The organism is Klebsiella pneumoniae (assembly GCF_000742135.1).
Taxonomy (GTDB): domain Bacteria; phylum Pseudomonadota; class Gammaproteobacteria; order Enterobacterales; family Enterobacteriaceae; genus Klebsiella; species Klebsiella pneumoniae.
In genome coordinates, this window is sequence record NZ_KN046818.1 from 1,316,454 (window position 1) to 1,330,978 (window position 14,525).

Sequence of the window (14,525 nt, forward strand, 5' to 3'; positions counted from 1 at the left end):
GATGAGTAGTAAAATTACAAGCAGAGCGGTATTATTTTGCTCAGACAAACATGATTAATTTTACCGGCGCTGCTTGCCGGCCTGACAAAGGGGAGAGAAATGATGGCGTTGTACAAAGCTTATCCTGCTCATATTATTTTGCTGCGTCGTGCTTTCGCCGTCGTGGCTGGCGTCGCGGCGCTGCCGGTGATGCTGTTCTGGAAAGATCGCGCCCGCTATTACAGCTGGCTGCACCGAGTGTGGTCGAAAACCAGCGAGCAGCCGGTGTGGATGGCGCAGGCGGAGAAAGCCGCTCACGATTTCTATTAATCCTCCTGCAGCGAAGAAAATAACAAGACCGCCGGGTTGCCCCGGCGGTTTTTTTTCGCCGCTTGTCTACACTCGTTTTTATGCGCCGCCTTGGAATTGGCAGGTGCGTATTTTGCCGGAGCGCGCTATTTTTGCCGGCTTAGATCATAAGATGAGTATTGCTGACGGATAATAAGGAGTGATATGGCCACCCATCTGGTCTGGTTACGCACGGATTTACGCATTCACGATAACCTGGCGCTGGCTGCCGCCTGCCGCGATCCGCAGGCGCAGGTGCTGGCGCTGTATATCGCCACCCCGGGGCAGTGGCGTGAACATCACCTGGCGCCACGGCAGGCCGCTTTTATCGCCAGCCATTTACAGAGTCTGCATGCCGCGCTGGCGGAACGGGGTATACCGCTGTGGGTAGAAGAGGCGGACGATTTTACCGCCAGCGTCGAACGGCTGGCCGATTTTTGCCAGCAGCATCAGGTCAGTCACCTGTTCTACAACTATCAGTACGAATTCAATGAACGCCAGCGCGATGCCGCCGTTGAGAACACCTTGCGCGACGTGATTTGCCAGGGCTTTGACGACAGCGTCCTGTTGCCGCCCGGCAGCGTACTGACCGGTGGCGGCGAAATGTATAAAGTCTTCACCCCGTTTAAAAATGCGTTTATTCGCCGTCTGCGGGACGGACTGCCGGCGTGCGTGGCGGCCCCGAAGCCGCGCCAGGCGCCTGCCTGCCAGGCGCCGCCGCTGCCTGAGCTTAACTACCCGCAAACGCCGTTCGACGGGCTGCTGTTTGCCGCGGATGAAAAAACGGCGCTGGCGCGTCTGCGCGCGTTTTGTCAGCAAGCGGCGGCGGATTACGAGGGGCAGCGCGACTTCCCGGCCGTGGAAGGGACCAGTCGCCTGTCGCCCTGCCTGGCCATCGGCGTGCTGTCCCCCCGCCAGTGCCTGCATCGTCTGCTGACGGAACATCCCGCCGCGCTGGACGGCGGAGCCGGCGCCACCTGGCTTAACGAGCTGATCTGGCGCGAGTTTTACCGCCATCTGATGGTCTACTATCCGAAGCTCTGTAAAGGGCGGCCATTTACTGCCTGGACAGATAAGGTCGCCTGGCGCGCAGAGGAGGCCGCCCTGCAGGCCTGGCAGCGCGGGGAGACCGGTTTTCCGATAGTCGATGCCGCCATGCGCCAGCTTAACGCCACCGGCTGGATGCATAACCGGTTGCGCATGATTGTCGCCAGCTTCCTGACCAAAGATTTGCGCCTCGACTGGCGGGCGGGCGAGCGCTATTTCATGAGCCAGCTGATTGATGGCGACCTGGCGGCGAATAACGGCGGCTGGCAGTGGGCGGCTTCAACGGGCACCGACGCCGCGCCCTATTTCCGCATATTTAACCCCACCACCCAGGGCGAAAAGTTTGATAAACAGGGGGTGTTTATACGTCGCTGGCTGCCGGAGCTGGCAAAGGTGCCGGAGAAGGCCCTGCATCAGCCGTGGGCGTGGGCGGATAAACAAGGGATCACGCTGGACTATTCGCGCCCGATAGTTGATCACAAGCAGGCGCGGCAGGAGACGCTGGCGGCCTGGGAGGCCGCCAGAAAAGGAATTACTCCACCGCCAGACGGCGGGTCCTGACTTTCAGCGAATGATACAGCCAGATGACCAGCACCACGCCGACGCAGGCCAGCGCGCCCCAGGTGATCTGGCTGAAGACGGTAATGTAGGCGTCAATGGAGTAGTTCACCGCTCCGGCGGCGTCGAATGACGCCTGCGAGGTCTGGTCGGCGATAACGCCGGCCAGATAGTTGGCGATGGCCCCTGAGAGCAGCATATAGATACCGGTCAGCACCCCAGTGACACCCGGGATCTCAATGCGGGTGATCTGCGACATCGCGACCGGGTCGATAAACAGTTCGGCAAAGCCCATCACCGCCAGACCCAGCACCATCAGCGGCATGGACGACTGACCATAGGCCGCCGACCAGCGGGCGCTGAGGGTCAAAATGCAGAACCCGGCGCTCATCAGGCCCAGACCGAGGGCAAATTTCCCCCAGATGCGCACGGTGCGATTGCCGTTCACGCTCTCTTTCACCAGCCACGCCAGCACCATCCCGCAGAGCATCACCGCGAAGGTGTTGATTGACTGGAACATAGCGGTAGGGACTTCGTAGCTCATGATATGGCGGTTAACGAAGCGGTCAATATACAGGCTGATGGAGCTCCCGCCCTGTTGGGCGAAGGCCCAGAACAGCAGGCTGAAGGCGGTCAGGACGACGATCAGGCGCAGATCCTTGCGCTGTTTATCGGTTTCGGCGCGCAGGTAGATCCGCGCCAGTACCGCGAGGCCAATGGCCGTGGCCACCATCAGGGCATACACCGACCACTCCTGCCAGAACAGTACCGCAATCAGCAGCGGGGCGTTAACCAGCAATACCAGCAGCCAGCCCCAGTTCGGCCACAGGAAGCGGCGCGCGCACAGCGCCTGGCGGTTGACGCCGGCGGTATGCTGGAAATGACGGTTGCCGCAGAGGAAAATCACCAGCCCCGCGACCATGCCGATGGCCGCCAGGGCAAAGCCCATCGCCCAGCTATACTCCTCCTGTACGTAGCCGCAGGCGATCGGCGCGATAATCGAGCCGATATTGCCGGCGGCATACATCAGCGAAAAGCCGCCATCGCGACGCGGATCGGCGGGTTCGTACAGCTCGCCCAGCAGACAGCTGACGTTGGATTTAAACAACCCGTAGCCGCAGACGATGATCGCCAGCGACAGGTACAGGAAAAGCGGAGCGGTTTCGCTGGCCCCGAGCACCAGATGGCCAATGGCCATCAGCAGCGCGCCGAGCATGACCGCCATCCGGTTGCCTAACAGCTTATCGGCCAGATAGCCGCCGAGGATCGGCGTCACATAGACCAGCGAACAGTAGGCGCTGAACAGGGCGTAGGCATGGTTATCGTCATATTTGAGCTGATTGGTGAGATAGAGGATCAGCAGGGCGCGCATGCCGTAAAAGCTAAAATACTCCCAGATTTGCAGCGCCACGACGTAGTAGATCGCCCGCGGTTGCGATGATGTTGTCTGCATATGAAGTGTGTTTCCTGGCGTAAAGCGAAAGTCGATCGTTCTGCATGAATAGCGATTTATCAGTCATATTCATGGCTTGAGGGGCTTTCTGATTATTTAATATGCTTTATTAGTGCATAAATATACACTAATGCGCGGCGGGATGAATAGACAAATTGCGGGATTCGTTAAAAAGTCATGGTCAGTGACGGTAGCGGACTATCGACGACCCGAATGGATATGGTTATGTTATGCCTTTGTATAACCTGATTATCTGCTGGAGTGGCGATGAAAAATAGCGAACTGGAACAACTGATTAACGACAAGCTCAATAGTGCGGCCATCAGTGACTTCGCCCCTAACGGTCTGCAGGTGGAAGGACGCGAAACGGTGCACAAGATCGTCACCGGAGTGACGGCCTGCCAGGCGCTGCTGGATGAGGCCGTCCGTCTGCAGGCGGATGCGGTGATTGTTCATCACGGCTATTTCTGGAAAAACGAATCGCCAGTGATCCGCGGCATGAAGCGCCGTCGCCTGAAAACCCTGCTGGCCAACGATATCAATCTCTACGGTTGGCACCTGCCGCTGGATGCCCATCCGGAGCTGGGCAATAACGCGCAGCTGGCGCATCTGCTGGGGATTAACGTGCTCGGCGAAATCGAACCGCTGGTGCCGTGGGGCGAGCTGTCGATGCCGGTTTCCGGCCTCGAACTGGCCTCGTGGATCGAAGCGCGACTGGGGCGCAAGCCGCTGTGGTGCGGCGATACCGGGCCGGACACCGTCAGCCGCGTCGCCTGGTGTACCGGCGGCGGCCAGAGCTTTATCGACGCCGCGGCGCGCTTTGGCGTGGACGCCTTTATCACCGGCGAAGTGTCGGAACAAACTATTCACTCTGCCCGCGAGCAGGGCCTGCATTTTTATGCCGCCGGCCACCACGCCACCGAGCGGGGCGGCATTCGCGCCCTCAGCGAATGGCTGACGGAAACGACCGATCTGGATGTTACCTTTATTGATATTCCTAACCCTGCCTGACGGGAGAGAAGAAAGTGCAGCGAGCGCGTTGTTATCTGTTAGGTGAAACGGCGGTGGTCCTGGAGCTTGAGCCTCCGGTGACCCTGGAGAGCCAAAAACGTATCTGGGGCCTGACGCAGCGGTTGACCGATCGCGAAGAGGTGGTTGAAGTGATCCCGGGGATGAACAACATCACCGTTGTGCTGCGTCGTCCGCAGGAGATGGCGTGGGAGGCGATTGACAAGCTGCAGCGCTGGTGGGAAGAGAGCGATGCGCTGGAGCCGGAATCCCGTGAGATAAGTATCCCGGTTATCTACGGCGGCGAGGCGGGACCAGATCTTGGCGACGTCGCGCGCCATAGCGGGTTGAGCGAAAAGCAGGTGGTCGAACTGCACTCTTCGGTGGAGTATATGGTGTGGTTTCTGGGTTTCCAGCCGGGGTTTCCGTATTTTGGCGGCCTGCCGGAGCAGCTGGCGATGCCGCGTCGCGCCGAGCCGCGCGTACTGGTACCGGCGGGATCCGTCGGTATCGGCGGATCGCAAACCGGTATTTATCCGCTGGCGACGCCGGGCGGCTGGCAGCTGCTGGGGCGCACGCCGCTGGCATTATTCGATCCAAAACGTGAAGAGCCGGTGCTGCTGCGTTCCGGCGATCGCGTGCGCTTTGTGCCGCAGAAGGAGGGGGTATGTTGAAATTTATCCGCGCCGGCATGTATACCTCGGTACAGGATGGCGGCCGGGAAGGCCAGCGCCAGTGGGGGATTAGCCGCTGCGGCGCGCTGGATAAACCGGCGATGACCATTGCCAATCTGCTGGTGGGCAATGCGCCGGAGGCGGCGGCGCTGGAAATTACGCTGGGTCAGATCGATGTGCAGTTTACCCGCCACTGCTGGTTCGCGTTGACCGGCGCCGCCTGTGAAGCGACGCTCGACGGCGCGCCGGTCTGGTTGGGCTGGCGAATGGAGGCGAAGGCCGGGCAGCGGCTGGTGCTGAAAAATCCTCAGCATGGGATCCGCAGCTATCTGGCGGTCGCGGGCGGTATTGATGTCCCTGAAGTTTTAGGTTCCCGCTCTACCGATCTGAAAGTCGGTATCGGCGGAATCGAAGGGCGCCGGTTGCAGGATGGCGATCAAGTGAAGATTGGGAAATCGTCCCGCCGCTTTAGCGCCTCGCGCGGCGTTAAACAGCTGCCGATAGGCAATATTATTCGCGCGCTGCCGGGGCCGGAGTATCACGAATTCGACAGCGTGTCGCAGGAGTCTTTCTGGCGCTCGCCGTGGAAGCTGAGTCCGCAAAGCAACCGTATGGGCTACCGCCTGCAGGGGCAGCCGCTCAGGCGCACAACCGACCGGGAAATGCTCTCTCATGGCCTGCTGCCCGGCGTGGTACAGGTACCGCATAACGGCCAGCCGATTGTGTTGATGAACGATGCGCAAACCACCGGCGGCTATCCGCGTATAGCCTGCATTATTGAAGCCGATATGTACCAACTGGCGCAAATTCCGCTAGGTCAGCCGATCCATTTCGTCCCCTGTTCGCTGGAGGAAGCGCTAAAAGCGCGCGCCGACCAGCAGCGCTACCTTGAACAACTGGCCTGGAGATTAAGCGATGAAAATTGATTTAAATGCCGACCTCGGCGAAGGCTGCGCCAGCGATAGCGCGCTGCTGCAGCTGGTCTCTTCCGCCAATATCGCCTGCGGCTTTCACGCCGGCGATGCGGTTCTCATGCAGCAATGCGTGCGCGAGGCGCTGAAAAACGGCGTCGCTATTGGCGCACACCCGAGCTTCCCGGACCGGGAAAATTTCGGTCGAACCGCGATGCAGTTACCGCCAGAGACGGTCTACGCCCAGGTGCTGTACCAAATTGGCGCGCTGGCGGCAATCGTACACGCCCAGGGGGGCGAGCTGCGGCACGTCAAACCGCATGGCATGTTGTACAACCAGGCGGCGAAAGAGCCGCCTTTGGCCGACGCTATCGCCCGTGCGGTGCGCGATGCCGACGCCGACCTGGTGCTGGTTGGGCTGGCGGGCAGCGAGCTTATCCGCGCCGGACAGCATTATCAGTTGACGACGCGCCAGGAAGTCTTCGCCGATCGCGGCTATCAGGCCGACGGCAGCCTGGTGCCGCGCAGCCAACCGGGCGCGCTGATTGAGAGCGAAGAGCAGGCGCTGGCGCAAACGCTGGAAATGGTGCAGCACAATCGGGTGCGCAGCCTGAGCGGCGAATGGGCGCATGTTAAGGCGGAAACGGTCTGCCTGCATGGCGATGGCGCTCACGCGCTCGATTTCGCCCGGCGCTTGCGCGCCGCGTTTGCCGGGCGGAATATCGACGTCAGCGCGGACCTCGAGTAATAGTCCGCCTAAGTTATTAATAATAATTAAATCAAATAATTAACAACACTCACAATACTCACAACTGAACAGGACGTTATTATGCAAGAGGCGATATCCCTCTGGCCGCTAATCGGCATTGCCGTGATTGTGGTCGGTTTTGTATTACGCTTTAACCCGGTGCTGGTGGTGATTATCTCCGGGATCGTCACCGGCGTGGCGGCGCATATGCCAATAGCCACTATTCTGGAGAAACTGGGCGAGGGCTTCCTGAATACCCGTAATCTGCCGTTTATTCTGCTGCTGCCGCTGGCGGTGATCGGGCTGCTGGAGCGCCATGGTCTGAAAGAGCGGGCGCAGGCGTGGATCGCGAAGATCCATAGCGCGACCGCCGGACGTCTGCTGATCGTCTATCTGTTTGTGCGCGAAGCCACCGCCGCTCTGGGGTTGACCAGCCTCGGCGGACATCCGCAAATGGTGGGCCCGCTGCTGGCGCCGATGGCGGAGGGGGCGGCGGAAAAGCGCTTTGGCCCGCTGCCGGGCAATGTACGCTACCGCCTGCGCGCGATGTCGGCGGCGACCGATAACGTCGGGCTGTTCTTCGGCGAAGATATTTTTGTCGCCTTCGGCGCGATCATCTTCATGCACAACTTTATGCTGGAGTCGGGTGGGATCCAGACAGAACCGTTGCATATTGCCCTGTGGGGGATCCCGACGGCGATCTGCGCCTTTCTGATCCACGCCGCGCGCCTGTGGCGACTCGATCGCCATCTCCAGCGCGAGCTGGACCGGATAAACGCCGGACAGGCGAAAGGCGGTGCGGCATGAATTTCCAACAAACCTATTTATACTGGCTGGCCGGCGCGGTACTGCTGGTCGTGGCTATCATGTCCTGGCGCGACAAAAGCAATCCGCGGCGTCTGACAACCGGTCTGTTCTGGGGCCTGTACGGGCTGGTGTTCTTGCTCGGCGACTGGACATATCAGCTGGTGGGCGATAAGCGTACGGTGAATATCGCTGTCGGCGGGGTGGTGGTCATCCTGGCGCTGATCGCCGGTTTTGGCGGCGTGCGCCTCGGCAGCTACCATCAGCGTACCCAGGAAGAGAAAACCGCCAGCGCGAAACGCCTCGGCAACAAACTTTTCTTTCCGGCGCTGGCGATTCCGGTCGTCACCGTCATTGGCGTACTGCTGTTTAACAATCTGCCCTCATGGCAGGTGGCGCTCTTCGGGCCGGGCAACCACGCGACGCTGATTACTCTGTTCTCGATGACTGTCGGTACGCTGATTGGCCTGGCGATGGCGATTCGTATGACGCATGAAACGGTGGCGCAGCCAATGCAGGAAGCGCGCCGTTTGCTTGATTCCGTCGGCTGGGCCTTTATCCTGCCGCAAATCCTCGCGGTGCTGGGGCTGCTGTTTACCGCAGCGGGCGTCGGAACCAGCATTTCATGGCTGACCGAGCACTATCTGGCGGTCGATAACCGCTTTATCGCCGTGGCTGTGTATGCCATCGGCATGGCGGTGCTGACAATGGTGATGGGCAACGCCTTTGCCGCTTTCCCGATTGTGACCGCCGGAGTTGGCATTCCGATTTTAGTCCTGCAGCACGGCGGCAATCCGGCGGTAATGGCGGCGATTGGTATGTTTTCCGGCTACTGCGGCACGCTGATGACGCCGATGGCGGCGAACTTCAATATTGTGCCGGCGGCGCTGCTGGAACTGCCGGATAAAAACGCGGTGATTAAAGCTCAGATACCGACCGGTATCCTGCTGCTTATCGTCAATGTATTCTTACTCTATTTCCTGATGTTCCTGTAAGGAGGGATGATGGCTGGCGTATTGATTACCGGTTTTGAGCCGTTCGGCGGCGAAACGGTTAATCCTTCATGGGAAGTGGTTAAGCAGCTGGATGGCATGATTATTCGCGGACAGCAGGTGGTGGCTAAACAGTTACCCTGCGTATTCGGCGAAGCGCTGACGGTGCTGAAGGCGGCGCTGGAAACCTATCAACCGCGGCTGACGATTGCCGTCGGACAGGCCGGCGGCCGTGTCGATATTACCGTCGAACGTGTAGCGATCAATGTCGATGATGCGCGGATCCCCGACAATAAAGGCCAGCAACCGATCGATGAGCCGATCGTCGCTAATGGCCCTGCGGCCTGCTTCAGTACGCTGCCGATCAAAGCGATCGTTAGCGCGTTGCGCCAGCAGGGGATCCCGGCCTCGGTGTCGCAAACCGCGGGCACCTTCGTCTGCAATCACGTGATGTATGGTTTGCTGCATCAGCTGCAGGGAAAAAGCGGGCAGAAGGGCGGTTTTATCCATATTCCTTATCTGCCTGAACAGGCGGCGGCCCACCCGGGGCAGGCGAGTATGTCGGTCGCGACGGTACGCGCGGCGCTGGAAACGGCGATTGCCGTCGCTCTTGAACAGGATGACGATGTCAAAATTGGCGGCGGCGCCACCCATTAACAGAAGGATGACAGTATGCCGGAAGGTCCGGAGATCCGCCGTGCGGCGGATAAACTGGAGGCGGCAATCAAAGGCGAACCCTTAACCAACGTCTGGTTCGCCTTTCCTCAGTTGCAACCCTATCACACTCAGCTAACTGGTCAGCGGGTGACCCATATCGCCACCCGCGGCAAGGCCCTGTTAACCCACTTCTCCGGCGGATTGACCCTGTATAGCCATAACCAGCTGTACGGCGTCTGGCGTGTGGTGGATGCCGGCGTTGAGCCGCAATCGAACCGCGTACTGCGCGTCAGGCTGCAGACCGCCAGCAAGGCGATTTTGCTCTACAGCGCGTCGGACATTGATATCCTCACGGCGGAGCAGGTTGCCAACCATCCGTTCTTGCTGCGCGTCGGACCGGACGTGCTGGACATGACGTTAACCGCGGAGCAGGTGAAAGCGCGGCTGCTGTCGGCCAAATTCCGCAATCGTCAGTTTTCCGGCCTGCTGCTGGATCAGGCTTTTCTTGCCGGGCTCGGAAACTATCTGCGGGTGGAAATTCTCTGGCAGGTGGGATTAAGCGGTAAGCGTAAAGCCGCTGAACTGAGCGACAGTCAGCTGGATGCGCTGGCGCACGCGCTGCTCGATATCCCGCGGCTGTCCTATCGTACTCGCGGTCTGGTGGATGACAACAAGCATCATGGCGCGCTGTTTCGCTTTAAGGTCTTCCATCGCGATGGGGAAAGGTGCGAACGCTGTGGGGGAATCATTGAGAAGACGACGCTCTCCTCGCGGCCATTTTACTGGTGTCCAGGATGCCAGCATTAAGCCGGCTGGCGGGCGATTTCAGCATGAAGCGCGTTATCAGGCATAAAAAAACGCGCCAGCAGGCGCGTTTTTATGATCCGGACAGTGAGATTAACGCTTAATGTCGGACTGGAAATCGCGTTTGGCGTAGCCGGTATACAGCTGACGCGGACGGGCGATCTTCATACCATCGCTGTGCATTTCGTTCCAGTGCGCAATCCAGCCCACGGTACGCGCCATGGCGAAGATAACGGTAAACATGGAGGACGGAATACCCATCGCTTTCAGGATAATACCGGAGTAGAAGTCGACGTTCGGATACAGTTTCTTCTCGATGAAGTACGGGTCGTTCAGCGCGATATGCTCCAGCTCCATGGCCACCTGCAGCAGGTCGTCTTTGGTGCCCAGCTCTTTCAGCACTTCATGGCAGGTTTCACGCATCACGGTGGCGCGCGGATCGTAGTTTTTGTAAACACGATGGCCGAAGCCCATCAGGCGGAAAGAGTCATTCTTGTCTTTCGCACGACGAACAAATTCCGGAATGTGCTCAACGGAGCTGATCTCTTCCAGCATTTTCAGCGCCGCTTCGTTGGCGCCACCGTGTGCCGGTCCCCACAGGGAGGCGATGCCCGCAGCGATACAGGCGAACGGGTTAGCGCCGGAGGAGCCTGCGGTACGTACCGTGGAGGTCGACGCGTTCTGCTCGTGATCGGCGTGCAGGATCAGAATACGATCCATCGCGCGCTCCAGCACCGGATTGACTTCATACTCTTCGCACGGTGTCGCAAACATCATGCGCAGGAAGTTGCCGGCGTAGGAGAGGTCGTTGCGCGGATAAACAAACGGCTGGCCGATAGAATACTTGTAACACATGGCTGCCATGGTTGGCATTTTGGACAGCAGACGGTAGGCGGCAATCTCGCGGTGACGCGGGTTATTCACGTCGAGGGAATCATGATAGAACGCCGCCAGCGCGCCAGTGATCCCGCACATCACCGCCATCGGGTGGGAATCGCGACGGAACGCGTGGAACAGACGGGTGATCTGCTCATGAATCATGGTGTGGCGGGTGACGGTAGTTTTGAATTCGTCATATTCGGCCTGGGTCGGCTTTTCGCCGTACAGCAGGATATAACAGACTTCAAGATAATTAGATTCGGTCGCTAACTGGTCGATCGGGAAGCCGCGGTGCAGCAGGATCCCCTCGTCACCATCGATAAACGTAATTTTAGATTCACAAGAAGCCGTTGATGTGAAACCTGGGTCAAAGGTAAATACGCCTTTTGAACCAAGACTACGAATATCAATAACATCCTGACCGAGCGTGCCTTTTAGCACATCCAGTTCAATAGCAGTGTCACCACCCAGGGTGATTTTTGCTTTAGCATCAGACATTTATGGTCTCCTTAGCGCCTTTATTGCTTAAGACTGCCGGGTGGTGGATTTGCTTTCGGCCCGCGCCTGCATACGTGACCAGTTTGTTATGTTGCACACAGCTCTGCGTCAGCGAAAAGGGCAGGGTACAGAGCAACGGCGCTTGATGGCACGTCCTTCAGGGCTGCGGTGAAACAACAGCAAATCAGCGTTTTAGCAGTCCGAATATTAAAACCTATATACCACTAATAACTGTCCTGATTACATCGGTCAATACTGACACACTGTTACATAACTTATTCTCAGGTGAAAGAGTGACCCCATAACTTTTGAGCATTATTGCATTTAACTGGTAATGGTTGTAACAAGAATGTTTAATATTTGTCAAATCATGTGATTAAAAATTAAAAAAATGTTGGTATCGTGACCTTGATCACTGTTCCGGAGAAAACCCAACAAACTATATGTAGGTTAATTGTAATGATTTTGTGAACGGCCTATACTGCGGCCAGGTCTCCGGAACACCCTGCAATCCCGAGCCACCCAGCGTTGTTTAGTGATGTTTTTATGCCTGAAAAGACGTTTTAACATGACTTCTGGTTATAGAAAGGACGCTGTCTGACCCGCAAGCAGACCGGAGGAAGGAAACAATAAGAACAGCATGTGGGCGTTATTCATGGTAAGAAATGTGAAAAAACAAAGACCTGTCAATCTGGATCTACAAACGATACGGTTCCCAATCACGGCGATAGCGTCCATTCTCCATCGCGTTTCCGGTGTCATCACCTTCGTGGCGGTCGGAATTCTGCTTTGGCTGCTGGGCACCAGCCTTTCCTCCCCAGAAGGTTTTCTGACGGCGGCCTCCATCATGGATAGCTTCTTTGTGAAGTTCATCATGTGGGGCATTCTCACCGCGCTGGCCTATCACGTCGTTGTCGGTATTCGCCATCTGATGATGGACTTTGGCTACCTGGACGAAACCCTCGAAGCAGGGAAACGTTCCGCCAAAATTTCTTTTGTTATTACTGTCGTGCTTTCACTTCTCGCAGGAGTCCTCGTATGGTAAGCAACGCCTCAGCACTGGGACGCAACGGCGTACATGACTTTATCCTGGTCCGTGCTACCGCCATCGTTCTGACCCTCTACATCATCTACATGGTTGGCTTCTTCGCCACCACCGGTGAAATCTCATGGGAAGTGTGGACCGGATTCTTTGCCTCCGGCTTCACTAAAGTCTTCACTCTGCTGGCTCTCGTTTCCATTCTCATCCATGCCTGGATCGGGATGTGGCAGGTGTTAACGGACTACGTTAAACCACTGGCTCTGCGCCTGGTTCTGCAACTGGCTATCGTTGTGGCGCTGGTGGCTTACGTTCTTTATGGATTTGTTGTGGTGTGGGGTGTGTAATGAAATTGCCAGTCAGAGAGTTTGATGCTGTTGTCATCGGTGCCGGCGGCGCAGGTATGCGCGCGGCGCTGCAAATTTCCCAGAGCGGACAGACCTGTGCACTGCTCTCCAAAGTGTTCCCTACCCGTTCCCATACCGTATCCGCGCAGGGTGGCATCACCGTCGCGCTCGGTAACTCCCATGAAGATAACTGGGAATGGCATATGTACGACACCGTAAAAGGGTCGGACTATATCGGCGACCAGGACGCCATCGAATACATGTGTAAGACCGGCCCGGAAGCGATTCTTGAGCTGGAGCACATGGGACTGCCGTTCTCTCGTCTTGACGATGGCCGTATTTATCAGCGCCCGTTTGGCGGCCAGTCGAAGAACTTCGGCGGCGAACAGGCGGCGCGTACCGCGGCGGCGGCTGACCGTACCGGTCACGCCCTGCTGCACACTCTGTATCAGCAGAACCTGAAAAACCACACCACTATCTTCTCCGAATGGTACGCCCTCGATCTGGTGAAAAACCAGGACGGCGCGGTAGTCGGTTGTACCGCCCTGTGCATCGAGACCGGCGAAGTGGTCTACTTTAAAGCCCGCGCCACCGTGCTGGCGACCGGCGGCGCAGGCCGTATCTATCAGTCCACCACCAACGCCCACATCAATACGGGTGACGGCGTCGGGATGGCCATCCGCGCCGGCGTGCCGGTGCAGGATATGGAAATGTGGCAGTTCCACCCGACCGGTATCGCCGGGGCTGGGGTTCTGGTTACCGAAGGTTGCCGCGGCGAAGGCGGTTACCTGCTGAACAAACACGGCGAACGCTTTATGGAGCGTTATGCCCCGAACGCTAAAGACCTTGCGGGCCGTGACGTGGTGGCGCGTTCCATCATGATCGAAATCCGCGAAGGCCGCGGCTGCGACGGTCCGTGGGGCCCGCACGCGAAACTGAAACTGGATCACCTCGGTAAAGAGGTTCTGGAATCTCGTCTGCCGGGTATCCTTGAACTTTCCCGTACCTTTGCCCACGTCGATCCGGTGAAAGAGCCGATCCCGGTTATCCCAACCTGTCACTACATGATGGGCGGTATCCCGACCAAAGTCACCGGTCAGGCGTTGACCGTGAATGAGAAGGGCGAAGACGTGGTGATCCCGGGCCTGTTCGCGGTAGGCGAAATCGCCTGCGTATCGGTCCACGGCGCCAACCGTCTGGGCGGCAACTCGTTGCTCGACCTGGTGGTCTTCGGCCGCGCGGCGGGCCTGCATCTGCAGGAATCCATTGCCGAGCAGGGCACGCTGCGCGACGCCAGCGAATCCGATATCGAAGGCTCGCTGGATCGCCTCAACCGCTGGAACAACACCCGCTCTGGTGAAGATCCGGTGGCGATTCGTAAAGCGCTGCAGGAATGTATGCAGCATAACTTCTCGGTGTTCCGCGAAGGCGATGCGATGCACAAAGGTCTGGAGCAACTGAAAGTGATCCGCGAGCGCCTGAAAAACGCCCGTCTCGACGATACCTCCAGCGAGTTCAACACCCAGCGCGTTGAGTGCCTGGAGCTGGATAACCTGATGGAAACCGCCTACGCGACCGCCGTATCCGCTAACTTCCGTACCGAGAGCCGTGGCGCCCACAGCCGCTTCGACTTCCCGGATCGTGATGATGAAAACTGGCTGTGCCATTCCCTGTACCTGCCAGAGTCGGAATCCATGACGCGTCGTAGCGTCAATATGGAACCGAAACTGCGTCCGGCATTCCCGCCGAAGATTCGTACTTACTAATGCGGAGACAGGA

Annotated in this window: 16 protein-coding genes; 13 read left to right on the top strand and 3 right to left on the bottom strand. The window is 58.2% G+C overall.

The window, feature by feature from the left end; genetic code table 11:
• Window positions 1-99 precede the first annotated feature (99 nt).
• Window positions 100-309 carry a DUF2517 family protein gene (locus tag DR88_RS18870; RefSeq protein WP_004142243.1) on the top strand — a complete coding sequence of 70 codons (210 nt, stop codon included), beginning with the start codon at window positions 100-102 and terminating at the stop codon, window positions 307-309.
• Between the two features lie 183 nt (window positions 310-492).
• Window positions 493-1,935 carry a deoxyribodipyrimidine photo-lyase gene (gene phrB, locus DR88_RS18865; RefSeq protein ID WP_004147610.1) on the top strand — a complete coding sequence of 481 codons (1,443 nt, stop codon included), beginning with the start codon at window positions 493-495 and terminating at the stop codon, window positions 1,933-1,935.
• On the opposite strand, the gene dtpD is transcribed toward phrB, so the two are convergent.
• Window positions 1,907-3,385 carry a dipeptide permease DtpD gene (gene dtpD, locus DR88_RS18860; RefSeq protein ID WP_032443817.1) on the bottom strand — a complete coding sequence of 493 codons (1,479 nt, stop codon included), beginning with the start codon at window positions 3,383-3,385 and terminating at the stop codon, window positions 1,907-1,909. The two genes, phrB and dtpD, sit on opposite strands and share 29 nt — an antisense overlap.
• A 267-nt stretch (window positions 3,386-3,652) precedes the next feature.
• On the opposite strand from dtpD, the gene DR88_RS18855 reads away from it, so the two are divergent.
• The 8 genes from DR88_RS18855 to nei all read left to right on the top strand — a co-directional run bounded on the left by DR88_RS18855 (window position 3,653) and on the right by nei (window position 9,986).
• Window positions 3,653-4,396, top strand: coding sequence for a type 2 GTP cyclohydrolase I (locus DR88_RS18855; protein ID WP_004176858.1), 744 nt, complete (start codon window positions 3,653-3,655; stop codon window positions 4,394-4,396).
• A gap of 14 nt (window positions 4,397-4,410) precedes the next feature.
• Complete coding sequence (gene pxpB / locus DR88_RS18850) at window positions 4,411-5,067, top strand: 5-oxoprolinase subunit PxpB (protein WP_004176857.1); 657 nt, start codon at window positions 4,411-4,413, stop codon at window positions 5,065-5,067.
• Complete coding sequence (gene pxpC / locus DR88_RS18845) at window positions 5,061-5,993, top strand: 5-oxoprolinase subunit PxpC (protein WP_004147614.1); 933 nt, start codon at window positions 5,061-5,063, stop codon at window positions 5,991-5,993. Before pxpB ends, pxpC begins: the two co-directional genes overlap by 7 nt.
• Window positions 5,983-6,726, top strand: a complete 744-nt coding sequence (gene pxpA / locus DR88_RS18840; RefSeq protein ID WP_004176856.1) for a 5-oxoprolinase subunit PxpA — start codon at window positions 5,983-5,985, stop codon at window positions 6,724-6,726. The genes pxpC and pxpA overlap by 11 nt, the downstream gene beginning before the upstream one ends.
• An 81-nt stretch (window positions 6,727-6,807) precedes the next feature.
• Window positions 6,808-7,533 carry a DUF969 domain-containing protein gene (locus DR88_RS18835; protein WP_025862169.1) on the top strand — a complete coding sequence of 242 codons (726 nt, stop codon included), beginning with the start codon at window positions 6,808-6,810 and terminating at the stop codon, window positions 7,531-7,533.
• A complete protein-coding gene (locus DR88_RS18830) occupies window positions 7,530-8,525 on the top strand; it encodes a DUF979 domain-containing protein (RefSeq protein WP_004223689.1) in 996 nt (331 codons plus the stop codon). Before DR88_RS18835 ends, DR88_RS18830 begins: the two co-directional genes overlap by 4 nt.
• Window positions 8,526-8,534: 9 nt before the next feature.
• The gene (pcp, locus tag DR88_RS18825) at window positions 8,535-9,179 is read left to right on the top strand and encodes a pyroglutamyl-peptidase I (protein ID WP_004183438.1); all 645 of its coding nucleotides are present in this window, start codon (window positions 8,535-8,537) and stop codon (window positions 9,177-9,179) included.
• Between the two features lie 15 nt (window positions 9,180-9,194).
• Entirely contained in the window at window positions 9,195-9,986 is a 792-nt protein-coding gene (nei, locus tag DR88_RS18820) for an endonuclease VIII (RefSeq protein ID WP_023279698.1), read from the top strand.
• Between the two features lie 90 nt (window positions 9,987-10,076).
• Here the strand turns inward: nei and gltA are convergent, their stop codons facing one another.
• Together gltA and DR88_RS31835 are read right to left on the bottom strand one after the other, a co-directional pair.
• Complete coding sequence (gene gltA, locus DR88_RS18815; RefSeq protein ID WP_002894943.1) at window positions 10,077-11,360, bottom strand: citrate synthase; 1,284 nt, start codon at window positions 11,358-11,360, stop codon at window positions 10,077-10,079.
• A 214-nt stretch (window positions 11,361-11,574) separates the two neighbouring features.
• Window positions 11,575-11,676, bottom strand: a complete 102-nt coding sequence (locus DR88_RS31835) for a hypothetical protein (RefSeq protein WP_418133188.1) — start codon at window positions 11,674-11,676, stop codon at window positions 11,575-11,577.
• A 324-nt stretch (window positions 11,677-12,000) separates the two neighbouring features.
• On the opposite strand from DR88_RS31835, the gene sdhC reads away from it, so the two are divergent.
• The 3 genes from sdhC to sdhA are packed head-to-tail and all read left to right on the top strand — an operon-like array spanning window position 12,001 to window position 14,512.
• Window positions 12,001-12,405 carry a succinate dehydrogenase cytochrome b556 subunit gene (gene sdhC / locus DR88_RS18810; RefSeq protein WP_004142216.1) on the top strand — a complete coding sequence of 135 codons (405 nt, stop codon included), beginning with the start codon at window positions 12,001-12,003 and terminating at the stop codon, window positions 12,403-12,405.
• Window positions 12,399-12,746, top strand: a complete 348-nt coding sequence (gene sdhD, locus DR88_RS18805; protein WP_002894949.1) for a succinate dehydrogenase membrane anchor subunit — start codon at window positions 12,399-12,401, stop codon at window positions 12,744-12,746. The genes sdhC and sdhD overlap by 7 nt, the downstream gene beginning before the upstream one ends.
• Window positions 12,746-14,512, top strand: coding sequence for a succinate dehydrogenase flavoprotein subunit (gene sdhA / locus DR88_RS18800; protein WP_004179067.1), 1,767 nt, complete (start codon window positions 12,746-12,748; stop codon window positions 14,510-14,512). Before sdhD ends, sdhA begins: the two co-directional genes overlap by 1 nt.
• Window positions 14,513-14,525: the final 13 nt, after the last annotated feature.